Genomic DNA, 17472 nt, shown 5'->3' on the forward strand with positions numbered 1-17472 from the left:
GTGTAGGGGGGTTAATGCATGAAACAGAGAAAGATACCTTTGCGCAAATGTGTGGCCTGTCATGAAATGATGCCAAAGAAGCAGTTGATCCGTGTCGTCAAAACCCCTGAAGACGAAGTGTTGATTGACTTGACTGGCAAAAAGTCGGGACGCGGCGCTTACTTGTGCGGCAAAGCCGCCTGCTTCAAGCTGGCTCAAAAGAGCAAGGCACTGGATCGAGCATTGAAGCACTCGGTTCATCCTGATATTTATGAGCAGCTAAGTCGTGATTTTGCTGCCGTCGAGGAAGAATTCCTGGCGGCACAAGGCAGCGTGCAGGATGAATAAGGCGCTGTCTGGATTGGGTCTTGCCATGAGAGCTGGCAAGCTGCTAACAGGTGATGAGATCGTTTATAAAGCGATCAGGTCTTCAGAAGCCAAGCTGGTCATTCTTGCGAAAGATGCTTCAATGAATACTCAAAAGAAATTCCGCGACAAATGCGGGACGTACAAAATCCCCTTAATGATAGGATTTGACCGGGAAAGCTTGGGAAGCAGTATCGGCAAGCCTGAACGGGTTGTGCTGGCTGTGACGGATCAAGGATTCGCGAAATTGATCAAGAAACATACGGGGATAATGTCGGAGGTGGAGTATATTGAGTAAACAAGAAAACAAAGACAAAGTGCGGGTATACGAATACGCCAAATCGTTGAACATGAGCAGCAAAGAAATTATCACCATTCTTAAACGGCTGGATATTCCCGTGAACAACCATATGAGCGTCATGGAACATGATGCCGTAGGTAAAGTGGAAAGTTTTTTTAAGAATATTAAATCCAATGCTGCGGCCAAGCAAGGCGAAGCAGGTACGGTGCAAGTAAGCTCGAATCAGGCCGGTTCAAGCCAGAATAGTAATCATTCAACTGAGCAAACCAAAAATCAACAGGAAAAGCAGGTAAGTATGAATAGGACAAACAACAACCAAAACAGTAACCGAAGCAGCGCTCCAAAAGCGCAAAGCAGTCAGCAGGGCGGTCAAAACCGCAGTCAACAAAGTACTAGCAGACCCACTGGTCAGCAAAGTACACAAAACCGCAGTAATGGTCAACAACAGGGAGGACAACAGCGTCCCGGCGGTAACACAGGTTCGCGTCCTCAAGGTAGCCAAAGCACTAACTCACGCCCTCAGGGAAGTAGTCAGGGTGGTACGGCTGTAAGAACATCATCCTCCACAGGTAGCAACAATGCGAACCGTAGTGGTGGCAACCGTACAGGCAGTAACTCCAACAACGGTGGTAACCGTTCCGGTCAAGGACGTTTTGACGATAACCGTCAAGGCGGCGGACGCGGTGGTAACGGTGGTCGTGGAGGCAATAATCGCGGTGGTAGCAATCGTGGCGGGAAATTTAACAATCGTGGTAAAGGTCAACAACAGGAACGTCGCGAGAAAATCGACAACACGCCAAAGAAAATTATTGTTCGTGGTGAGATGACCGTAGGCGAAACTGCCAAGCTTCTTCATAAAGATGCGTCAGAAGTCATCAAAAAGCTGATTATGCTCGGAACGATGGCGACCATTAACCAGGAACTGGATATGGATACTATTCTCTTGCTTGCCGGAGACTTTGGTGTCGAGGTAGAAGTGAAAATTCCGGTCGAAGAAGATCGTTTTGAAACGGTGGAAGAAAATGATGATCCTGCGGATCTGAAAACACGTCCACCAGTTGTAACGATTATGGGTCACGTCGATCATGGTAAAACAACTTTGCTGGATGCCATTCGCTCGACTAATGTAACTGGTGGCGAAGCTGGCGGTATTACACAGCATATTGGTGCATACCAAGTTGAAATTAATAGCAAAAAAATCACTTTCCTGGATACACCGGGTCACGAAGCTTTTACCGCTATGCGTGCACGTGGTGCTCAAGTGACAGATATGACGATTATCGTGGTTGCAGCTGACGACGGTGTTATGCCACAGACAGTCGAAGCTATTAACCATGCGAAGGCGGCAGGTCTGCCAATTATCGTAGCTGTGAACAAAATCGACAAACCGGATGCCAACCCGGATAAAGTGAAGCAAGAACTCACTGAATATGAATTGGTACCTGAAGAGTGGGGTGGCGATACGATTTTCGTCAACGTTTCCGCGAAACAAAGAATGGGTCTGGAAGACCTGCTCGAAATGATTCTGCTCGTAGCTGAAGTGAATGAGTACAAAGCAAACCCGAACAAACGGGCACGTGGTACCATCATCGAGGCAGAGCTGGATAAAGGCCGCGGTTCTGTAGCCCGTATCCTCGTTCAGAATGGTACACTGAAAGTCGGCGATGCTTTCGTAGCGGGTAACTGCTTCGGACGTGTGCGTGCCATGGTCAACGATAAAGGTCGTCGTCTTAAGGAAGCAGGACCTTCCACTCCAGTTGAAATTACTGGTTTGACAGAGGTTCCACTTGCTGGTGATCCATTCATGGTGTTTGAGGATGAGCGGAAAGCTCGTGCTATTGCTGACAGACGTGCGATCACACAACGCCAATCTGATCTGGGCAGTAATACACGCGTAACACTGGATGACCTGTTCCAACACATCAAGGATGGCGAAATGAAGGATCTGAACGTCATTATTAAAGGTGACGTGCAAGGTTCTGTCGAAGCGTTGAAAGGTTCCTTGAACAAGATTGAAGTCGAAGGTGTGCGCGTTAAAATTCTTCACAGTGGTGCAGGAGCAATCACCGAATCCGACATTATTTTGGCAGCAGCTTCCAATGCTATTGTCATTGGTTTTAATGTTCGTCCGGATAACCAGGCGAAATCTACAGCGGAAGCTGAAAAAGTGGACATTCGTCTACACCGTGTCATTTACAATGTCATTGAAGAAATAGAGCAAGCCATGAAGGGCATGCTGGATCCTGAATATAAAGAAAATGTGATTGGGCATGCTGAAGTACGTAACGTGTTCAAAGTTACTAAAGTCGGTACGATCGCTGGTTGTATGGTGACATCCGGTAAAATTACCCGTTCAGCAGAAGCACGCCTGATTCGTGATGGCATCGTCATTTTTGAAGGTAAAATCGACTCACTGAAACGCTTTAAGGACGACGCAAAAGAAGTTGCCCAAGGTTACGAATGCGGTATTACCCTTGATGGCTATAATGATGTTAAGGAACTCGACATTATTGAAGCGTTCGTCATGGAAACAGTGGAGCGCTAACGGCAGAGAGGTGAGCATCCATGGCTAAAATACGTACAGGTCGGGTTGGCGAGCAGATCAAGAAGGAGCTAAGCCAACTTATCCAAACTGAATTAAAAGACCCCCGCATCGGTTTTATCACGGTAACGGGTGTCGATCTTACAAATGATTTGTCCCAAGCGAAAATATACTTGAGCGTGCTCGGGGATGAAGAACAAAAAAATTCTTCCCTGAAAGCATTGGACAAAGCGAACGGTTATCTTCGTTCTGAACTCGGCAAACGGATACGGCTGCGCCATATTCCTGAGTTGATTTTCAAAATTGACGAATCTATTGCTTACGGCAGTCGAATTGAAAAACTGCTGAGTGATATCGACAAGGATGAAAAATAAAACTTTTAGTTTGTCTGAAGGAACCATGAACTGAATGTAAAGGAGAAGGCAATGCATACCTATGAACAGGCGCTTCAACAAGCGAAGGAATTTATTCTGGAGCATGATGATTACCTGATCGTATCGCATGTACAGCCGGACGGAGACGCAGTCAGCTCCACCGTAACGGTGGGCTGGCTTCTCTCATGTCTGGGGAAGAAATTTACCATGCTGAATGAGGGACCTATTCCCAAGCGCATGGATTTTTTATGGCATGCCGATGAGATTATGGATATGAGCCAGCAACCGCCAGAACGGAAATACAATCGGATCATTTGTGTAGATTGTGCGGATTACCGTCGTGTTGGTTTGACAGAGCAGTTTTTTACGGAAGATGCCATTATCCTGAATATTGATCATCATCCAACAAATGATGCTTATGGTACAGTTAATGTGATTAAGTCGGATGCTGCAGCAACAGCGGAAATTCTTTTTGATCTACTGGAAGAGTTTGCAGTAACCTGGGACGTCGAAGTAGCAACGGCTGTATATACAGGGTTGCTGACGGATACAGGAGGTTTCCGCTACTCCAACACTTCACCGAAAGTAATGTCTACGGTGTCACAGCTACTTACTTACGGTGTAGATGGTCCCTCTTTATCCGAGAAATTGCTCGAAGAGATGACCTTTCCACAAATGAAGGTGCTGACAAAAGCATTGCAAACGCTCACGATGTCGGAGGATGGAAAAGTCGCTTGGGTCGTTGTATCACCTGACGATATGACAGAATGTGGCGCTGTAAATGAGGACTTGGAAGGCATCGTGAATTACCCAAGAAATATTCGTGGTGTTGAGGTAGGCATTTTCTTTAAGGTTATTAATGATCAAGCGGTCAAGGCCAGCTTGAGATCGGCAGGGAATGTAGATGTAGCCGCGCTGGCTCAATCATTTGGAGGCGGTGGACATGTGCGTGCGGCTGGCTGTCGGCTAGAGGGTAAACTGGAAGATATCATTAAGACAGTTGTAGGGCGGGTGAAGTCTGAGCTATGAACCCGATAAAGAAGGAACAGGCAACTTGGGAAGGCGTCCTACCAGTCTATAAACCTGCTGGATTTACCTCTCATGATGTGGTGGCCAAGGCTCGCCGTTTATTAGGTATGAAGCGAATCGGACACACTGGAACGCTTGATCCGCAAGTAACCGGTGTTTTGCCCTTGTGTCTGGGACGTGCCACCCGCGTGGTGGAATACATGCAAGAGCGGCCCAAGGAATATCGGGCTACACTGCGATTAGGCATTGCCACGGATACCGAGGACCTGACTGGGGAAATTACGGAAGAAAGTGAACGTCCAGTAGAGGTGACGGAAGTGGAAGTCAAAGCGGTTCTGAAGCATTTTGTTGGTACGATCTCCCAAGTGCCTCCAATGTACTCCGCGCTAAAAGTGGACGGCAAGCGTCTATATGAGCTGGCTCGAGAAGGCAAAACTGTTGAGCGCCAAAGCCGTGAAGTAAGCATTTATGAGTTGGAGATGACGGGATTCGCGGAGACGGGGGCGTATGTGGATATTTCTTTTCGTGCCTTATGCTCCAAAGGTACTTATATCCGTACACTGTGTGTTGATATTGGCCGTGAATTAGGATATCCTTCAACGATGGTTAAGCTGGAGCGAACCATGTCTGCGGGAATTCCTGCGGAACGTTGTCTGACTTTCGAAGAGATAGAGCGTTTCGTAGCGGATGGCAGTCTTGGAGAGCGACTTATTACAACGGATCAGGCGATTGACTATATGCCTGAGCATATAGTGGCTGAAGCCAAGGTAACTGCGGCTCTGCAAGGCCAACGCCTGTCGCTGAATATGATTTCACCACCTGTGACGGACAACCAGCCCTTCCGTTTGTATAAAGAGGATAAAACGTTTTTAGGCATATTTGGTCGGGATGAATCAGACGCGATTGTTCCCATTAAAGTTTTTTTAAGATTATAGAATTTATAGATTTTCAGGGGAGCTGAACAATTCTATAATCGCAAGAAAAACTTCCGCTAGACGTGGTCTGGCTTCCGTGAATTACGTCGATAGACGTTTTTCTTACCTTGAATTGTGCTATAATTTTGACGAAGTTAGTCAAATGATGTGAAATGCAGGTGAATTAATAATGATTACCGTATCGTTATCTTATCCATTGAGTGATGAGCTTTTGCAGCAATGGGGACGTCCACAGGTCACGGCGATCGGTCAGTTTGATGGTCTTCATCTTGGACACGCAAGCGTGATACGCGAGGCCGTTGCGCTGGCTCGTGAACAGCAAATGCCGGTATCTGTCATGACATTTCACCCTCATCCGAAGGAAGTCATGAAAAAAGGCGATTATGAAGGTTATTTAACACCGCTTGCGGACAAGCAGACTATTCTGGCTGATATGGGTGTGGATGTACTTTATATTTTGAGTTTTAACGAAGAATTTTCCAAGGTCAGCCCTGAGGCGTTTATGAGCGACGTGCTGCTTCCATTGCAAATTCGAACAGCGGTAGTAGGCTTTGATTTTCGGTTTGGCCACCGGGGAGCAGGGCATGAGAATACACTTCGGACGCTGGGGGGAAAGCTGATGTCTGTGCACACCGTACCACCGTTCGAACTGGATGGAGACAAGGTGAGCAGCTCTGGAATTCGCCGTGCTTTACAGACTGGGGATCTAGCGCATGCCTCTCGCTGGTTGGGACGTCCTTATCGTATCCAGGGTACTGTAATGGATGGGGAGAAGCGTGGACGTACGATCGGTTTTCCGACCGCTAATCTCAAACTGAATGATACTTACGTGATTCCGATCAAGGGTGTATACGCTGTACGAGCACTAGTAGGTGATCGTTGGATAAACGGTGTAATGAATGTAGGGGTTAAGCCTACTTTCCATGAAGGTGTGCTGAATCCGTCGTTTGAGGTACATCTATTTGATTTTAATCAGCAAATTTATGGAGAGTCTGTACTTGTGGAGCTTCACCACTACATCCGTCCTGAACGCAAATTCTCTTCGGTGGATGAGCTGATCAACCAAATTGGCAATGACGCACAAACGGCTAAAAAGCTGTTAGGCTAATTTATTTACATAAGACAGGCGCTGTGTTATACTGACTTATGTTGTGTAAACAACGATGAACCTTAGCTTGGTTGTCCGCTTTCACCGGCGGCTACGAGGCTAATGGCGATTATAATGAAGGAGGTGAACAGGATGGCATTGACTCAAGAGCGTAAACAGCAATTGATCGAGGAGTACAAAACTCATGAATCCGATACAGGATCACCAGAGGTACAAATCGCTATCCTTACTGAAAACATCGTCAACTTGCAAAGTCACTTTCGTTCGCACAAGAAAGACCATCACTCCCGCCGCGGGTTGTTGAAAATGGTCGGTCAGCGTCGTAAACTTTTGGCTTACCTGAAGAAGACTGATGTTAAACGTTACAGTGCGTTGATCGAGCGTCTCGGACTGCGTCGTTAATTTTCAGACATGTAATGAGAAAAGAAGCCTGGTTGTTCACCGCTTGTCCCTGCTAAGGCGACGGCGGACAGCAGCCGGGTTCTTTTTTGAAATGAGGAATCTTTTTTTGAATTACATATCCTGGTTTGCCTGCGAGCTTCTTATGAATAAGACCTGCGCAGGAAATACTGAATATGTATAGAACTTTTACAATGAAATGAAATGGAGGGATACCATGGAGCAACGCGTAGAAATGCAGCTCGGCGGAAGAAAGCTGGTGCTGGAAACAGGACGTCTTGCGAAACAAGCCAATGCGGCAGTTAAAGTGAGTTACGGAGAAACAGTTGTGCTTTGTACCGTGACCGCTTCCCGTGAGCCGAAAGATTTGGATTTTTTTCCACTGACCGTAAACTATGAGGAAAGATTGTATGCTGTGGGGAAAATTCCTGGCGGATTTATTAAACGTGAAGGACGTCCGAGTCAAAAAGCAATTTTGTCCAGCCGTTTGACAGACCGTCCAATTCGCCCATTGTTCCCGGAAGGTTTCCGGAATGATGTACAGGTGTTGAACCTGGTTATGAGTGTCGATCAGGATTGCGAACCTGAAATTGCAGCAATGATCGGAACCTCGGCAGCACTTAGCATTTCGGATGTACCTTTTAATGGGCCAATCGGTGGAGTCGCTGTAGGACGTGTAGACGGACAATTTGTGATTAACCCGGATATTGCACAGCAGAATGCAAGCGACATGTACCTGGTTGTAGCCGGAACGAAAGATGCCATCATGATGGTAGAAGCCGAAGGCAATGAGATTCCAGAGGAAGTTATGCTGGAAGCCATTATGTTCGGTCATGATGAGATTAAGAACATTGTGGCAGTCATTGAACAATTGGTGCAAGTAGCAGGTAAAGAGAAAATGCAGGTTAAACTGCATGCTGTTGATGAAAAAGTGAACAGTGAAGTACGTGCTTATGCAGCTGAACGTTTAATGGAAGCTGTTAAAATTGCAGAAAAACATGCCCGTCAAGAGGCGATTGATGCAGTCAACGAAGAGACAGTTGCCCATTTTGAAGCACAATACATAGAGACACCAGAGCTTTTGAGCGACGTGAGCGAAGTTCTCTATGATATCGTCAAGGAAGAAGTACGTCGTCTGATCACGCATGATAAAGTGCGTCCTGATGGTCGTAAGCTTGACGAAATTCGTCCGATTGAAAGCGACACTAGCATCTTGCCGCGTACTCATGGTTCGGGCTTATTTACACGCGGTCAAACGCAAGCACTTAGCATTTGTACACTTGGTGCATTGGGTGATGTGCAAATTTTGGACGGTATTGATCTGGAAGAAACAAAACGCTTTATGCATCATTACAATTTCCCGCCATTCAGCGTAGGGGAGGCTCGTCCTTTGCGTGCGCCAGGTCGTCGTGAAATCGGACATGGTGCTCTTGGTGAACGTGCGCTTTCCAAAGTAATTCCTTCCGAAACTGAATTTCCATACACCATCCGTCTGGTTTCCGAGGTACTGGAATCGAATGGTTCGACTTCACAAGCTAGTATTTGTGCAAGTACACTGGCTATGATGGATGCAGGTGTACCAATTAAAGCTCCGGTTGCAGGTGTAGCGATGGGATTGATCAAGGATGGAGATCATGTCTCCGTATTGACTGATATCCAAGGTATGGAAGATCACCTGGGCGATATGGACTTTAAAGTTGCTGGTACTGCGGAAGGCGTAACTGCCATTCAAATGGATATTAAAATTAACGGTATTGACCGCCAGATTTTGCAGGATGCACTCAAGCAAGCTAAAGAAGGACGCTTGTTCATTCTTAGCAAAATGATGGAAGCGATCCAGAAGCCACGTGAGCAGTTGTCTCCGTATGCTCCAAAAATTATGACGATGCACATTAACCCGGACAAAATCCGTGACGTTATTGGTGCTGGTGGTAAAATCATCAACAAAATCATCGAAGAAACCGGCGTGAAAATCGATATTGAACAAGATGGTCGTGTGTTCATCGCTTCCACAAATCAAGAGATGAATGAAAAAGCACGTTCCATTATTGAGGGTATCGTAAAGGAAGTCGTGGTCGGTGAGATTTACATCGGTACAGTAAAACGGATTGAGAAATTCGGTGCATTTGTTGAGATTTTACCAGGTAAAGATGGTCTGGTTCATATTTCTCAACTGTCTACTGAGCGTGTAGCCAAAGTTGAAGATGTAATTGCTATTGGGGATACAATTACGGTGAAAGTAACCGAAATTGATCAACAAGGACGTGTCAATCTGTCCCGTAAGGCTGTTCTGACAGCAGAAGCACCTGCAAAATCCTAGGACCTGCATGTTGCAGACTAGAAAGACAGGAGTAGCTTTTCGTATTAACAGTACAAGGGATTTGAATAGCATTGTTTAAGCTTTTGGAAAGAGGCAGAGCTACGTTTCTGGCTCTTTTTTCATACATATGCACAAGCTGCGCCAAAGTGGGCTTCTAGAGGCTACTGCGTCATAGTTCTTTTCCTCTCCGCATACAATGTGGACAAACGGGCGGGAGGCTGAAGGAATCATGAGTAGGACAAAAAGAGCAGTGTGGGTGGTAGCCAGTTTAGCCATCACACTGGTAATCGGACAGTTTAGCGGGGTTCGTGACTTCGCTGATCAATTACGCAATGGAGACGTTACAGGAGTTGGGGAGCCTAAAGTTGAAACAGCGATGGCGATGGCGGCTTTACCCGATAATGCGCTTATGCAGCGACTAAGAACAGAAGCAGCCCGTCAGCGGCGGGAGCCAGTTGATGCCAAGATCGACAGGGTATGGAGGGCTATTCCAGGCTATAACGGGCTGGAGGTGGATTTGGATGCTACCTATCGCAAAGCGATTGCATCTCCGGATCGACCCATTCAATATGTATATCGGCAATTGGCACCTAAAATACATTTAAATCAGCTTGGTAATGTTCCAATATACAGGGGAAATCCCGAAAAGCCGATGGTATCCTTCATGATCAATGTAGCATGGGGGAATGAATTTATCCTGCCGATACTGAACACGTTGGATCAGGAAAAGATCAAGGCTACATTTTTTCTTGATGGAAGTTGGTTGAAAAAAAATCCTGATCTCGCCAAGGAGATTCAAAAAAGAGGGCATGAGCTTTCAAATCATGCTTACTCTCATCCGAATATGAGCCGTCTGAGTCGGGCCAGAGCCACACAAGAAATTGAAAAGACTCAAGTACTTCTCCAAGAAACTTTGGGTATCAAAAATTACTGGTTTGCCCCTCCTTCGGGTGATTTTAATCAGCAAACGGTGGATATAGCAGCAGAAAGTGGGCTCAAAACAGTGTTGTGGACATTGGACACAGTAGATTGGAAACATCCGTCACCGGAATCGGTGATTAACAAAATCAGTAGTAAGGTTGAATCAGGCTCCCTGATATTAATGCACCCAACAGATTCCTCAGCGGCTGCTCTCAAAGGCATGATCCATGCCATTCGTAGTAAGGGACTTATGCTCGGAACTGTCAGTCAGACGCTTTCTCCTGATCGGCAGCTACCTGTTCCGGTTGAGTGAACGTCTTTTTTCTGTTAGGATTGAACATTATGGCTAAGTATGCAATTCAGTTTAGGAGGGCCAATCGTGGAAAGAATTCAACTCAAAAACGGCCTAAGAGTGGTCATTGAAAAAATTCCAACCGTGCGTTCAGTTTCTTTCGGCATCTGGGTTAAAACTGGCTCCCGGAATGAAACGCCGGACAATAGCGGTATTTCTCATTTTATCGAACACATGCTTTTCAAAGGAACAGAGCGTTTTAACGCTAAGGAAATCGCTGAGCAATTCGATGCCATCGGAGGAAATGTTAATGCTTTTACTTCGAAGGAATATACATGCTATTATGCCAAAGTGTTGGATGAGCATCTACCGATCGCAGTTGATGTGCTGTCTGATATGTTTTTTAATTCCAAACTAGATCAGGAAGAATTGGCAAAAGAGAAGAATGTGATTTTGGAGGAAATCTCCATGTATGAGGATACACCGGATGATATGGTGCATGATCTTGTATCTCGCGCCGCCTATGGTGAACATCCACTGGCTTATCCGATTCTCGGAACCGAAGATCACCTGCTTGCTATGGATAGCTCACATCTCAGCCATTATATGAGGGAACATTATACAATCGACAATACGGTTATCAGTGTGGCTGGTAATGTTGACGATCGCTTGGTAGAATTGTTGGAGCGACATTTTGGACATTTTGACAATCATGGAACCGTTTCGCCGCTGACAGTACCTGCGTTTAACGGTGAACTGTTGTATCATGAGAAAGCAACGGAGCAAAATCATATTTGTTTATCCCTACCTGGATTTGCGACGGGTGACGACCTCCAGTATGCTATGGTTTTGCTGAATAACGCGATCGGCGGCGGCATGAGTTCACGTTTGTTTCAAGAAATTCGGGAAAAGCGTGGGCTTGCTTATTCGGTCTATTCCTATCATAGCTCCCATGCGGACAGTGGCATGTTCACGATCTATGCAGGTACGGCTCCTAAACAAACAAAGGACGTGCTGGATTTGACTCTGGAGCTTTTACGAGATGTGGCTGTCAACGGTTTAGACGCTAATGAGCTTCGTAAAGGTAAGGAGCAATTAAAAGGAAGTTTGATTTTAAGCCTTGAAAGTACAGGTAGCCGGATGAATCGGCTTGGAAAAAATGAATTAATGCTTGGTCAGCATTATACGCTGGATCAAATGATCGAACATATCGAGCAAGTGACGGCGAATGATGTGAACAAAGTGCTGGATCGGATGTTCTCGGAGCCGTTTGCCCTGTCGATGGTGGGAGCGAGTGATTCAGCGGTAAAGGATATGAGGAGGGACTATTTTGTTAACTTACGTGGAAATTAACAGACTCGCGGGCAATGAAGATATTGAGCTGCCCCGCAAAATGTCAGAGCTTGCATCAGGGTTTGACTTGTATGCAGCAGTACAGGAAAATCTGGTACTGGAACCCGGCAAGCGTTGCCTCGTTCCAACCGGATTTGCAATAGCTATGCCGGCGGGATTGGAGGCACAGATCCGTCCGCGAAGTGGACTGGCTCTTAAGCATGGTATTACTTGTCTCAATACACCGGGAACAATTGATGCGGATTATCGTGGGGAGATTAAGGTACTTCTTATTAATTTGGGCGAGGAATCATTCACGATTACGCGCAATGAGCGAATTGCACAAATGGTATTTCAAGTTGTACCTGAGGTAGAGCTGAAACAAGTAGACCAATTATCTGAAACAGTGCGTGGTGCTGGAGGCTTTGGTCATACAGGACGCTGAGGCGATGGTTGGTTTAAAATGTACGAATATCTATTTTGTAAAAGCTTCGAATTTACTTGCTTAAGAGCATGTATGCATATAAAGGTCGCCTCATAAAGAGGCGGCTTTTTTTTGTGTTTTTTCACCCCTTTCCGGGCACTCGCATAGACTAAAAGCATATCGTGTCTCGGAAAGGAGTGATCCGGATGCTAACAGGAATACGCGTCGTTGTTTTGGGTGGCGATGCGAGGCAGCTTGAGGTAATCCGTAAATGTGTGGACATGGATGCTACCGTCAGTGTGGTCGGTTTTGACAAGCTTGAAGTACCACTCAAAGGAGTGACACTAGAACCACTGTCTGTCAAGCTGCTGGAATCGTCAGATGCATTGATTTTGCCGGTGGTGGGATGCGATGAGGAAGGCAACGTAAATGCACTTTTCGGAGCACAGAAGCTTCAGTTCCTGAATGAGCATGCTGCTGCTCTTCCACCTCATTGTATTGTATATACAGGAATGGCGCGGACGTACTTAAAAGAAATTTGTACCAGACATGAGTTAAAGCTGGTAGAGCTGCTGGAGCGAGATGATGTGGCCATATACAACTCTATACCTACGGCCGAAGGCGCACTGATGATGGCCATTCAGCATACTGATTTTACGATTCACGGTGCAGATTGTATGGTTCTAGGCATGGGACGGACTGGATTTACCATGGCAAGGGCACTACAGGGATTGGGAGCTAGAGTGAAGGTTGGAGTACGGCGGGCAGAGGATGCAGCGAGAGCCGTGGAAATGGGTTGGAAGCCTTTTATGACAAGGGATTTAGCACATGAGACAAAGGGAGTTGACTTGATTTTTAATACGATACCCTCTATGATTATCACAGCGCAAATCCTGTCTAAATTGCCACTGAGCACCGTGATTATAGATCTTGCTTCCGCCCCGGGCGGATGTGATTTCCGTTATGCGGAAAAGCGTGGAATCAAGGCTATGCTTGCCCCTGGTCTTCCCGGTATTGTTGCTCCCAAAACTGCTGGTGCCATTATAGCGAATACGCTGGTGCAGTTGTTAATGGAAGATAATCCTGATCGGGGGGATGCACAATGAGTTGGCAAGGGAAAACAGTAGGTTATGCAATTACAGGCTCACATTGCACATTTGAAGAGGTAATGCCTGTTATACAGCGCTTTGTTGATGAGGGTGCAAAGGTCGTCCCTATTATATCCAATACAGTGCTAACAACGGATACTCGCTTTGGTACTTCGCAAAGTTGGCAAAAACAGTTGAAAGATATAACAGGGAATGATATCATTTCTACAATTGTGGAGGCTGAGCCACTGGGTCCCTCCCAAATACTCGATGTGCTGGTGATTGCACCTTTGACGGGGAATTCGATGAGTAAGTTAGCGAATGCGATGACAGACAGTCCGGTTTTGATGGCTGCCAAGGCGCAATTGCGCAACGGCCGTCCACTTCTTTTAGCCATATCTACTAATGATGGACTGGGCCTAAATGCTGCCAATATCGCCAAATTACTCGTAGCCAAAAATATCTTTTTTGTACCGTTCGGACAGGACAATCCAGTTAAAAAGCCGAACTCGCTTGTAGCTAACATGGAGTTGATTCCGGAGGCTGCTTATGAAGCATTGCAGGGCAAACAGCTTCAGCCGATGATTGTGGAACGCAAGACCCCATGAAGTATTATAGTTAACTGCTGAGCATCCCTCGCCTAGAAGATGATTCGATATTGTATCGGGTCTAATTTCTTGTTGGCGGTGGATGCTTTCAGAATAAAAAATGGTTTTTTAGTCGAGAAGGGGAGATATACCAGATGAGCAATAGAAAGTTTAATGTAGCTGTCGTTGGAGCGACAGGCGCTGTAGGAGAACAGATCGTAAATCTGCTGGAAAAACGGGATTTTCCTGTGGACAAAATCAAATTTCTTTCTTCGCCTCGTTCTGCCGGCACGTTAATTAGCTTTAAAGGTCAGCAAATTCCAGTAGAGATTGCTACCCCCGACAGCTTTGAGGGAATCGACATTGCTTTGTTTAGTGCAGGTGGAGACGTAAGTAAGGAATTGGCGCCGCATGCTGTTCGTCATGGGGCAGTTTGTATTGACAACACCAATGCATTCCGAATGGATCCGACAGCTCCTCTTGTAGTGCCTGAGGTGAACAGCGACAAAATTGCCGAGCATCAAGGCATTATTGCGAACCCGAACTGCTCCACCATTCAGATGGTAGCTGCTTTGAAACCATTATATGATCAGTATGGCATTTCTCGTATCATAGTATCCACATACCAGGCCGTTTCCGGGGCTGGAAGCCGAGCTATTGATGAATTGAATCGTCAAAGCGCAGCGATTCTTAACGGTGATGAAGTTCAGCCTGATCTGTTGCCAGTAGGCTCGTTGCCAGTAAAACATCAGATTGCTTTCAATGCTATTCCGCAAATTGATAAATTCCAGGACAATGGTTATACACTGGAAGAAATGAAAATGGTACGTGAAACGAAAAAAATACTGGGTGACGAATCGGTGGACGTAACAGCAACGTGTGTACGTATTCCTGTTGTATATGGTCACTCGGAATCTGTATATGTAGAACTTAAAAAAGATTATGATTTAGAAGAAATCCGTAATTTGCTGGCTTCAGCACCGGGAGTAACGCTAGTGGACGATCCTGCTGCTCAGCTTTATCCACTGGCATCTGAAGCTGCAGGAAAACCTGACGTATTTGTGGGGCGTGTACGCCGTGATTTGGGCAATAGCCGTGGATTGAATTTGTGGGTCGTATCCGACAATCTGCTCAAAGGAGCGGCATGGAACGCGGTGCAAATCGCGGAAATTATTGCTGCAAACGCGGAGTAACGTTCCAATATGGGGGAAAAATAATGGGTATTTTGGTGCAAAAATTTGGAGGAACCTCGCTTTCCACACCTGAAGCACGTAAACTTGTGTTGGCACATGTGAAGAGGGAGCTGGAACAAAATCTTCAATTGGTTGTTGTTGTGTCGGCCATGGGGAGAAAAGGAGAGCCTTATGCCACCGACACGCTGCTGGATTGGGCGGTGTCTAACGGCGACAGTCTGCCAAAGCGCGAACGGGATTTATTGCTGTGCTGTGGTGAAATTATTTCTGCTGCTACATTATGCAGCCTGATGGAGAAGGAAGGTATTCCTGCTACAGTGCTAACTGGGGCACAGGCGGGCTTTATTACGGATGATCAATACGGCAATGCTCGTATTTTGGATATAAAGCCAGACCGTGTTGTTGAAGAGTTGAACCAAGGCAGAGTTGTCATTGTGACAGGTTTTCAGGGACAAACAGCAGACGGTGATATGACTACCTTGGGTCGGGGAGGCAGCGATACGTCAGCTACTGCTCTAGGTGCTGCTCTACATGCGGATATGGTTGATATTTATACGGATGTGAATGGTATATTGACCGCCGATCCGCGCATTGTGGAAAACGCAAAGCCGCTTACACATGTTAGCTATACGGAGATTTGTAATATGGCTCATCAGGGAGCAAAGGTTATCCATCCTCGTGCTGTTGAAATCGCCATGCAGGCTAATATCCCGGTCCGTGTTCGCTCTACCTTCTCCGAAGGAGAAGGTACGTTAGTTACCCATCCGGAAGGCTTTAAAGACGTGCAGGCAGACATCGTAGACCGTTTCGTGACCGGTATTGCGTATGTTGGCAATGTCACTCAGATTAATGTTGAATTAAAGCCGGGTATGGAGCACTTGCAATTACAAGTGTTCAAATCTATGGCTGAACATGGAATCAGCGTTGATTTTATTAATGTAACGCCATCGGGGGCAGTTTATACTGTGTTCGATTATGATGGAAGCAAAGCGGTTGAAGTATTGAACGGGTTGGGTCTAGAACCTAAGATACTGGCCGGATGTGCTAAAGTTTCTGTCATAGGCGGTGGTATCAACGGGGTACCGGGCATTATGGCGACGATTGTGGAGGCATTGGCAGAATCAGACGTACAGATCCTTCAATCCGCAGATTCCAACACGACGATCTGGGTACTTGTTAAAAAAGAAGATATGGTGCAGGCTGTACGCGCATTGCATAATAAATTTGAACTCCATCAATAGGTGCATGGTCCGTGCTCGGATTTGCAAAAAGGAGGCAGCATGGTGAACTTCGGCAGATTGATTACCGCGATGGTGACACCTTTTGATCAGCAAGGAGAGATTGACTGGACTGCATTGTCCTCGTTGATTGATTATTTAATAGAAGAACAGCATTCAGAGTCACTTGTTGTATCTGGAACAACAGGAGAGTCTCCTACCCTGAGCGATGATGAGAAAATCAAGTTGTTTGCTTTTGTTGTAGAAAAAGCAGCTGGACGATGTAAAATTATTGCCGGGACTGGCAGCAACAATACGCGTCACTCCATTCATCTTACCCGTGCCGCGGAGCAGGCAGGAGCAGATGGTGTTCTACTGGTAGTGCCATATTATAATAAACCGAATCAGGAAGGGATGTATCAGCATTTCGAAAGTATTGCAAACTCCACATCCCTTCCAGCTATACTGTATAATGTTCCAAGCCGTACTGGAGCGAGTCTAACAGCTGAAACAACGCTGCGTCTTGCACAAATTCCAAATATTGTGGGAACCAAAGAATGTGCATCACTTGCGCAGGTTACACAGATTGCAGCGGCAGCGCCAGAGGGTTTTCTGGTTTATTCCGGGGATGATGCTTCTGGGTTGCCTGCTATGGCTGTAGGTGCTTATGGTATTATCAGCGTAGCGAGCCATGTGGTAGGTGCTGAAATGAAGCAGATGATCGATTCACTTGTAGGAGGACACTCTCAGGAGGCAGCAAAGTTGCATCAGCAGTTGTTCCCGATTTTCAAGGGTTTGTTTGGCTGTCCTCATCCTCTGCCTAATCCAGTGGCAGTAAAATATGCATTGGAATTACGGGGGATTAGGGTTGGTTCGGTTCGGTTGCCGCTCATTCCTCCAACTGAGGATGAAGCGGAATTTATTAAGAAATTATTTACCCGCTAAAGACAAATAGGAATGTAGGATATTAATTAATACTAAGGAGTAACCTTGTTAAGGGCAGTCGGTAGGTACAAAACCGATAGAGTTTATTGTCTGACAAGGTCCTCCAGCATGAAGGACGTT

At 46.2% G+C, this 17472-nt stretch carries 17 protein-coding genes; all 17 read left to right on the forward strand.

Going from position 1 to position 17472, the window contains the following annotated elements:
- Positions 1-18 precede the first annotated feature (18 nt).
- The 17 genes from rnpM (at position 19) to dapA (ending at position 17352) form a co-directional block, all read left to right on the forward strand.
- Positions 19-327: an RNase P modulator RnpM gene (gene rnpM, locus JOD82_RS07020; protein WP_007430067.1), complete on the forward strand. Its 309-nt coding sequence runs from the start codon at positions 19-21 to the stop codon at positions 325-327.
- Positions 320-643, forward strand: coding sequence for a L7Ae/L30e/S12e/Gadd45 family ribosomal protein (locus JOD82_RS07025; RefSeq protein WP_029517021.1), 324 nt, complete (start codon positions 320-322; stop codon positions 641-643). Before rnpM ends, JOD82_RS07025 begins: the two co-directional genes overlap by 8 nt.
- A complete protein-coding gene (gene infB, locus JOD82_RS07030; protein WP_029517022.1) occupies positions 636-3191 on the forward strand; it encodes a translation initiation factor IF-2 in 2556 nt (851 codons plus the stop codon). The genes JOD82_RS07025 and infB overlap by 8 nt, the downstream gene beginning before the upstream one ends.
- Before the next feature lie 20 nt (positions 3192-3211).
- Complete coding sequence (rbfA, locus tag JOD82_RS07035; protein ID WP_010346342.1) at positions 3212-3562, forward strand: 30S ribosome-binding factor RbfA; 351 nt, start codon at positions 3212-3214, stop codon at positions 3560-3562.
- A 51-nt stretch (positions 3563-3613) separates the two neighbouring features.
- The gene (locus tag JOD82_RS07040) at positions 3614-4591 is read left to right on the forward strand and encodes a DHH family phosphoesterase (RefSeq protein ID WP_029517024.1); all 978 of its coding nucleotides are present in this window, start codon (positions 3614-3616) and stop codon (positions 4589-4591) included.
- Positions 4588-5526, forward strand: coding sequence for a tRNA pseudouridine(55) synthase TruB (gene truB, locus JOD82_RS07045; protein WP_209948039.1), 939 nt, complete (start codon positions 4588-4590; stop codon positions 5524-5526). Before JOD82_RS07040 ends, truB begins: the two co-directional genes overlap by 4 nt.
- A gap of 169 nt (positions 5527-5695) precedes the next feature.
- A complete protein-coding gene (locus tag JOD82_RS07050) occupies positions 5696-6634 on the forward strand; it encodes a bifunctional riboflavin kinase/FAD synthetase (RefSeq protein ID WP_029517026.1) in 939 nt (312 codons plus the stop codon).
- Positions 6635-6766: 132 nt separating this feature from the next.
- Positions 6767-7036 (forward strand): 30S ribosomal protein S15, encoded by a 270-nt coding sequence (gene rpsO / locus JOD82_RS07055; RefSeq protein ID WP_007430074.1) that lies wholly within the window; start codon positions 6767-6769, stop codon positions 7034-7036.
- A gap of 214 nt (positions 7037-7250) precedes the next feature.
- A complete protein-coding gene (pnp, locus tag JOD82_RS07060) occupies positions 7251-9353 on the forward strand; it encodes a polyribonucleotide nucleotidyltransferase (RefSeq protein WP_039274655.1) in 2103 nt (700 codons plus the stop codon).
- Between the two features lie 229 nt (positions 9354-9582).
- Complete coding sequence (locus tag JOD82_RS07065; protein ID WP_209948041.1) at positions 9583-10587, forward strand: polysaccharide deacetylase family protein; 1005 nt, start codon at positions 9583-9585, stop codon at positions 10585-10587.
- 66 nt (positions 10588-10653) lie between these two features.
- On the forward strand, positions 10654-11919 hold the full coding sequence (locus JOD82_RS07070) for a M16 family metallopeptidase (protein ID WP_209948042.1): 1266 nt from the start codon (positions 10654-10656) through the stop codon (positions 11917-11919).
- Positions 11897-12343 carry a dUTP diphosphatase gene (dut, locus tag JOD82_RS07075; RefSeq protein ID WP_013309936.1) on the forward strand — a complete coding sequence of 149 codons (447 nt, stop codon included), beginning with the start codon at positions 11897-11899 and terminating at the stop codon, positions 12341-12343. The genes JOD82_RS07070 and dut overlap by 23 nt, the downstream gene beginning before the upstream one ends.
- Positions 12344-12528: 185 nt before the next feature.
- Complete coding sequence (gene dpsA, locus JOD82_RS07080; protein ID WP_029517030.1) at positions 12529-13428, forward strand: dipicolinate synthase subunit DpsA; 900 nt, start codon at positions 12529-12531, stop codon at positions 13426-13428.
- Complete coding sequence (locus JOD82_RS07085) at positions 13425-14018, forward strand: dipicolinate synthase subunit B (RefSeq protein ID WP_029517031.1); 594 nt, start codon at positions 13425-13427, stop codon at positions 14016-14018. The genes dpsA and JOD82_RS07085 overlap by 4 nt, the downstream gene beginning before the upstream one ends.
- Before the next feature lie 134 nt (positions 14019-14152).
- The gene (locus tag JOD82_RS07090) at positions 14153-15190 is read left to right on the forward strand and encodes an aspartate-semialdehyde dehydrogenase (RefSeq protein WP_013309939.1); all 1038 of its coding nucleotides are present in this window, start codon (positions 14153-14155) and stop codon (positions 15188-15190) included.
- Between the two features lie 23 nt (positions 15191-15213).
- Complete coding sequence (gene dapG / locus JOD82_RS07095; protein ID WP_069011410.1) at positions 15214-16431, forward strand: aspartate kinase; 1218 nt, start codon at positions 15214-15216, stop codon at positions 16429-16431.
- A 39-nt stretch (positions 16432-16470) separates the two neighbouring features.
- Positions 16471-17352 carry a 4-hydroxy-tetrahydrodipicolinate synthase gene (gene dapA / locus JOD82_RS07100; protein ID WP_029517033.1) on the forward strand — a complete coding sequence of 294 codons (882 nt, stop codon included), beginning with the start codon at positions 16471-16473 and terminating at the stop codon, positions 17350-17352.
- Positions 17353-17472 lie beyond the last annotated feature (120 nt).

It is taken from the genome of Paenibacillus sp. 1182 (assembly GCF_017833915.1).
GTDB lineage: Bacteria > Bacillota > Bacilli > Paenibacillales > Paenibacillaceae > Paenibacillus > Paenibacillus polymyxa_D.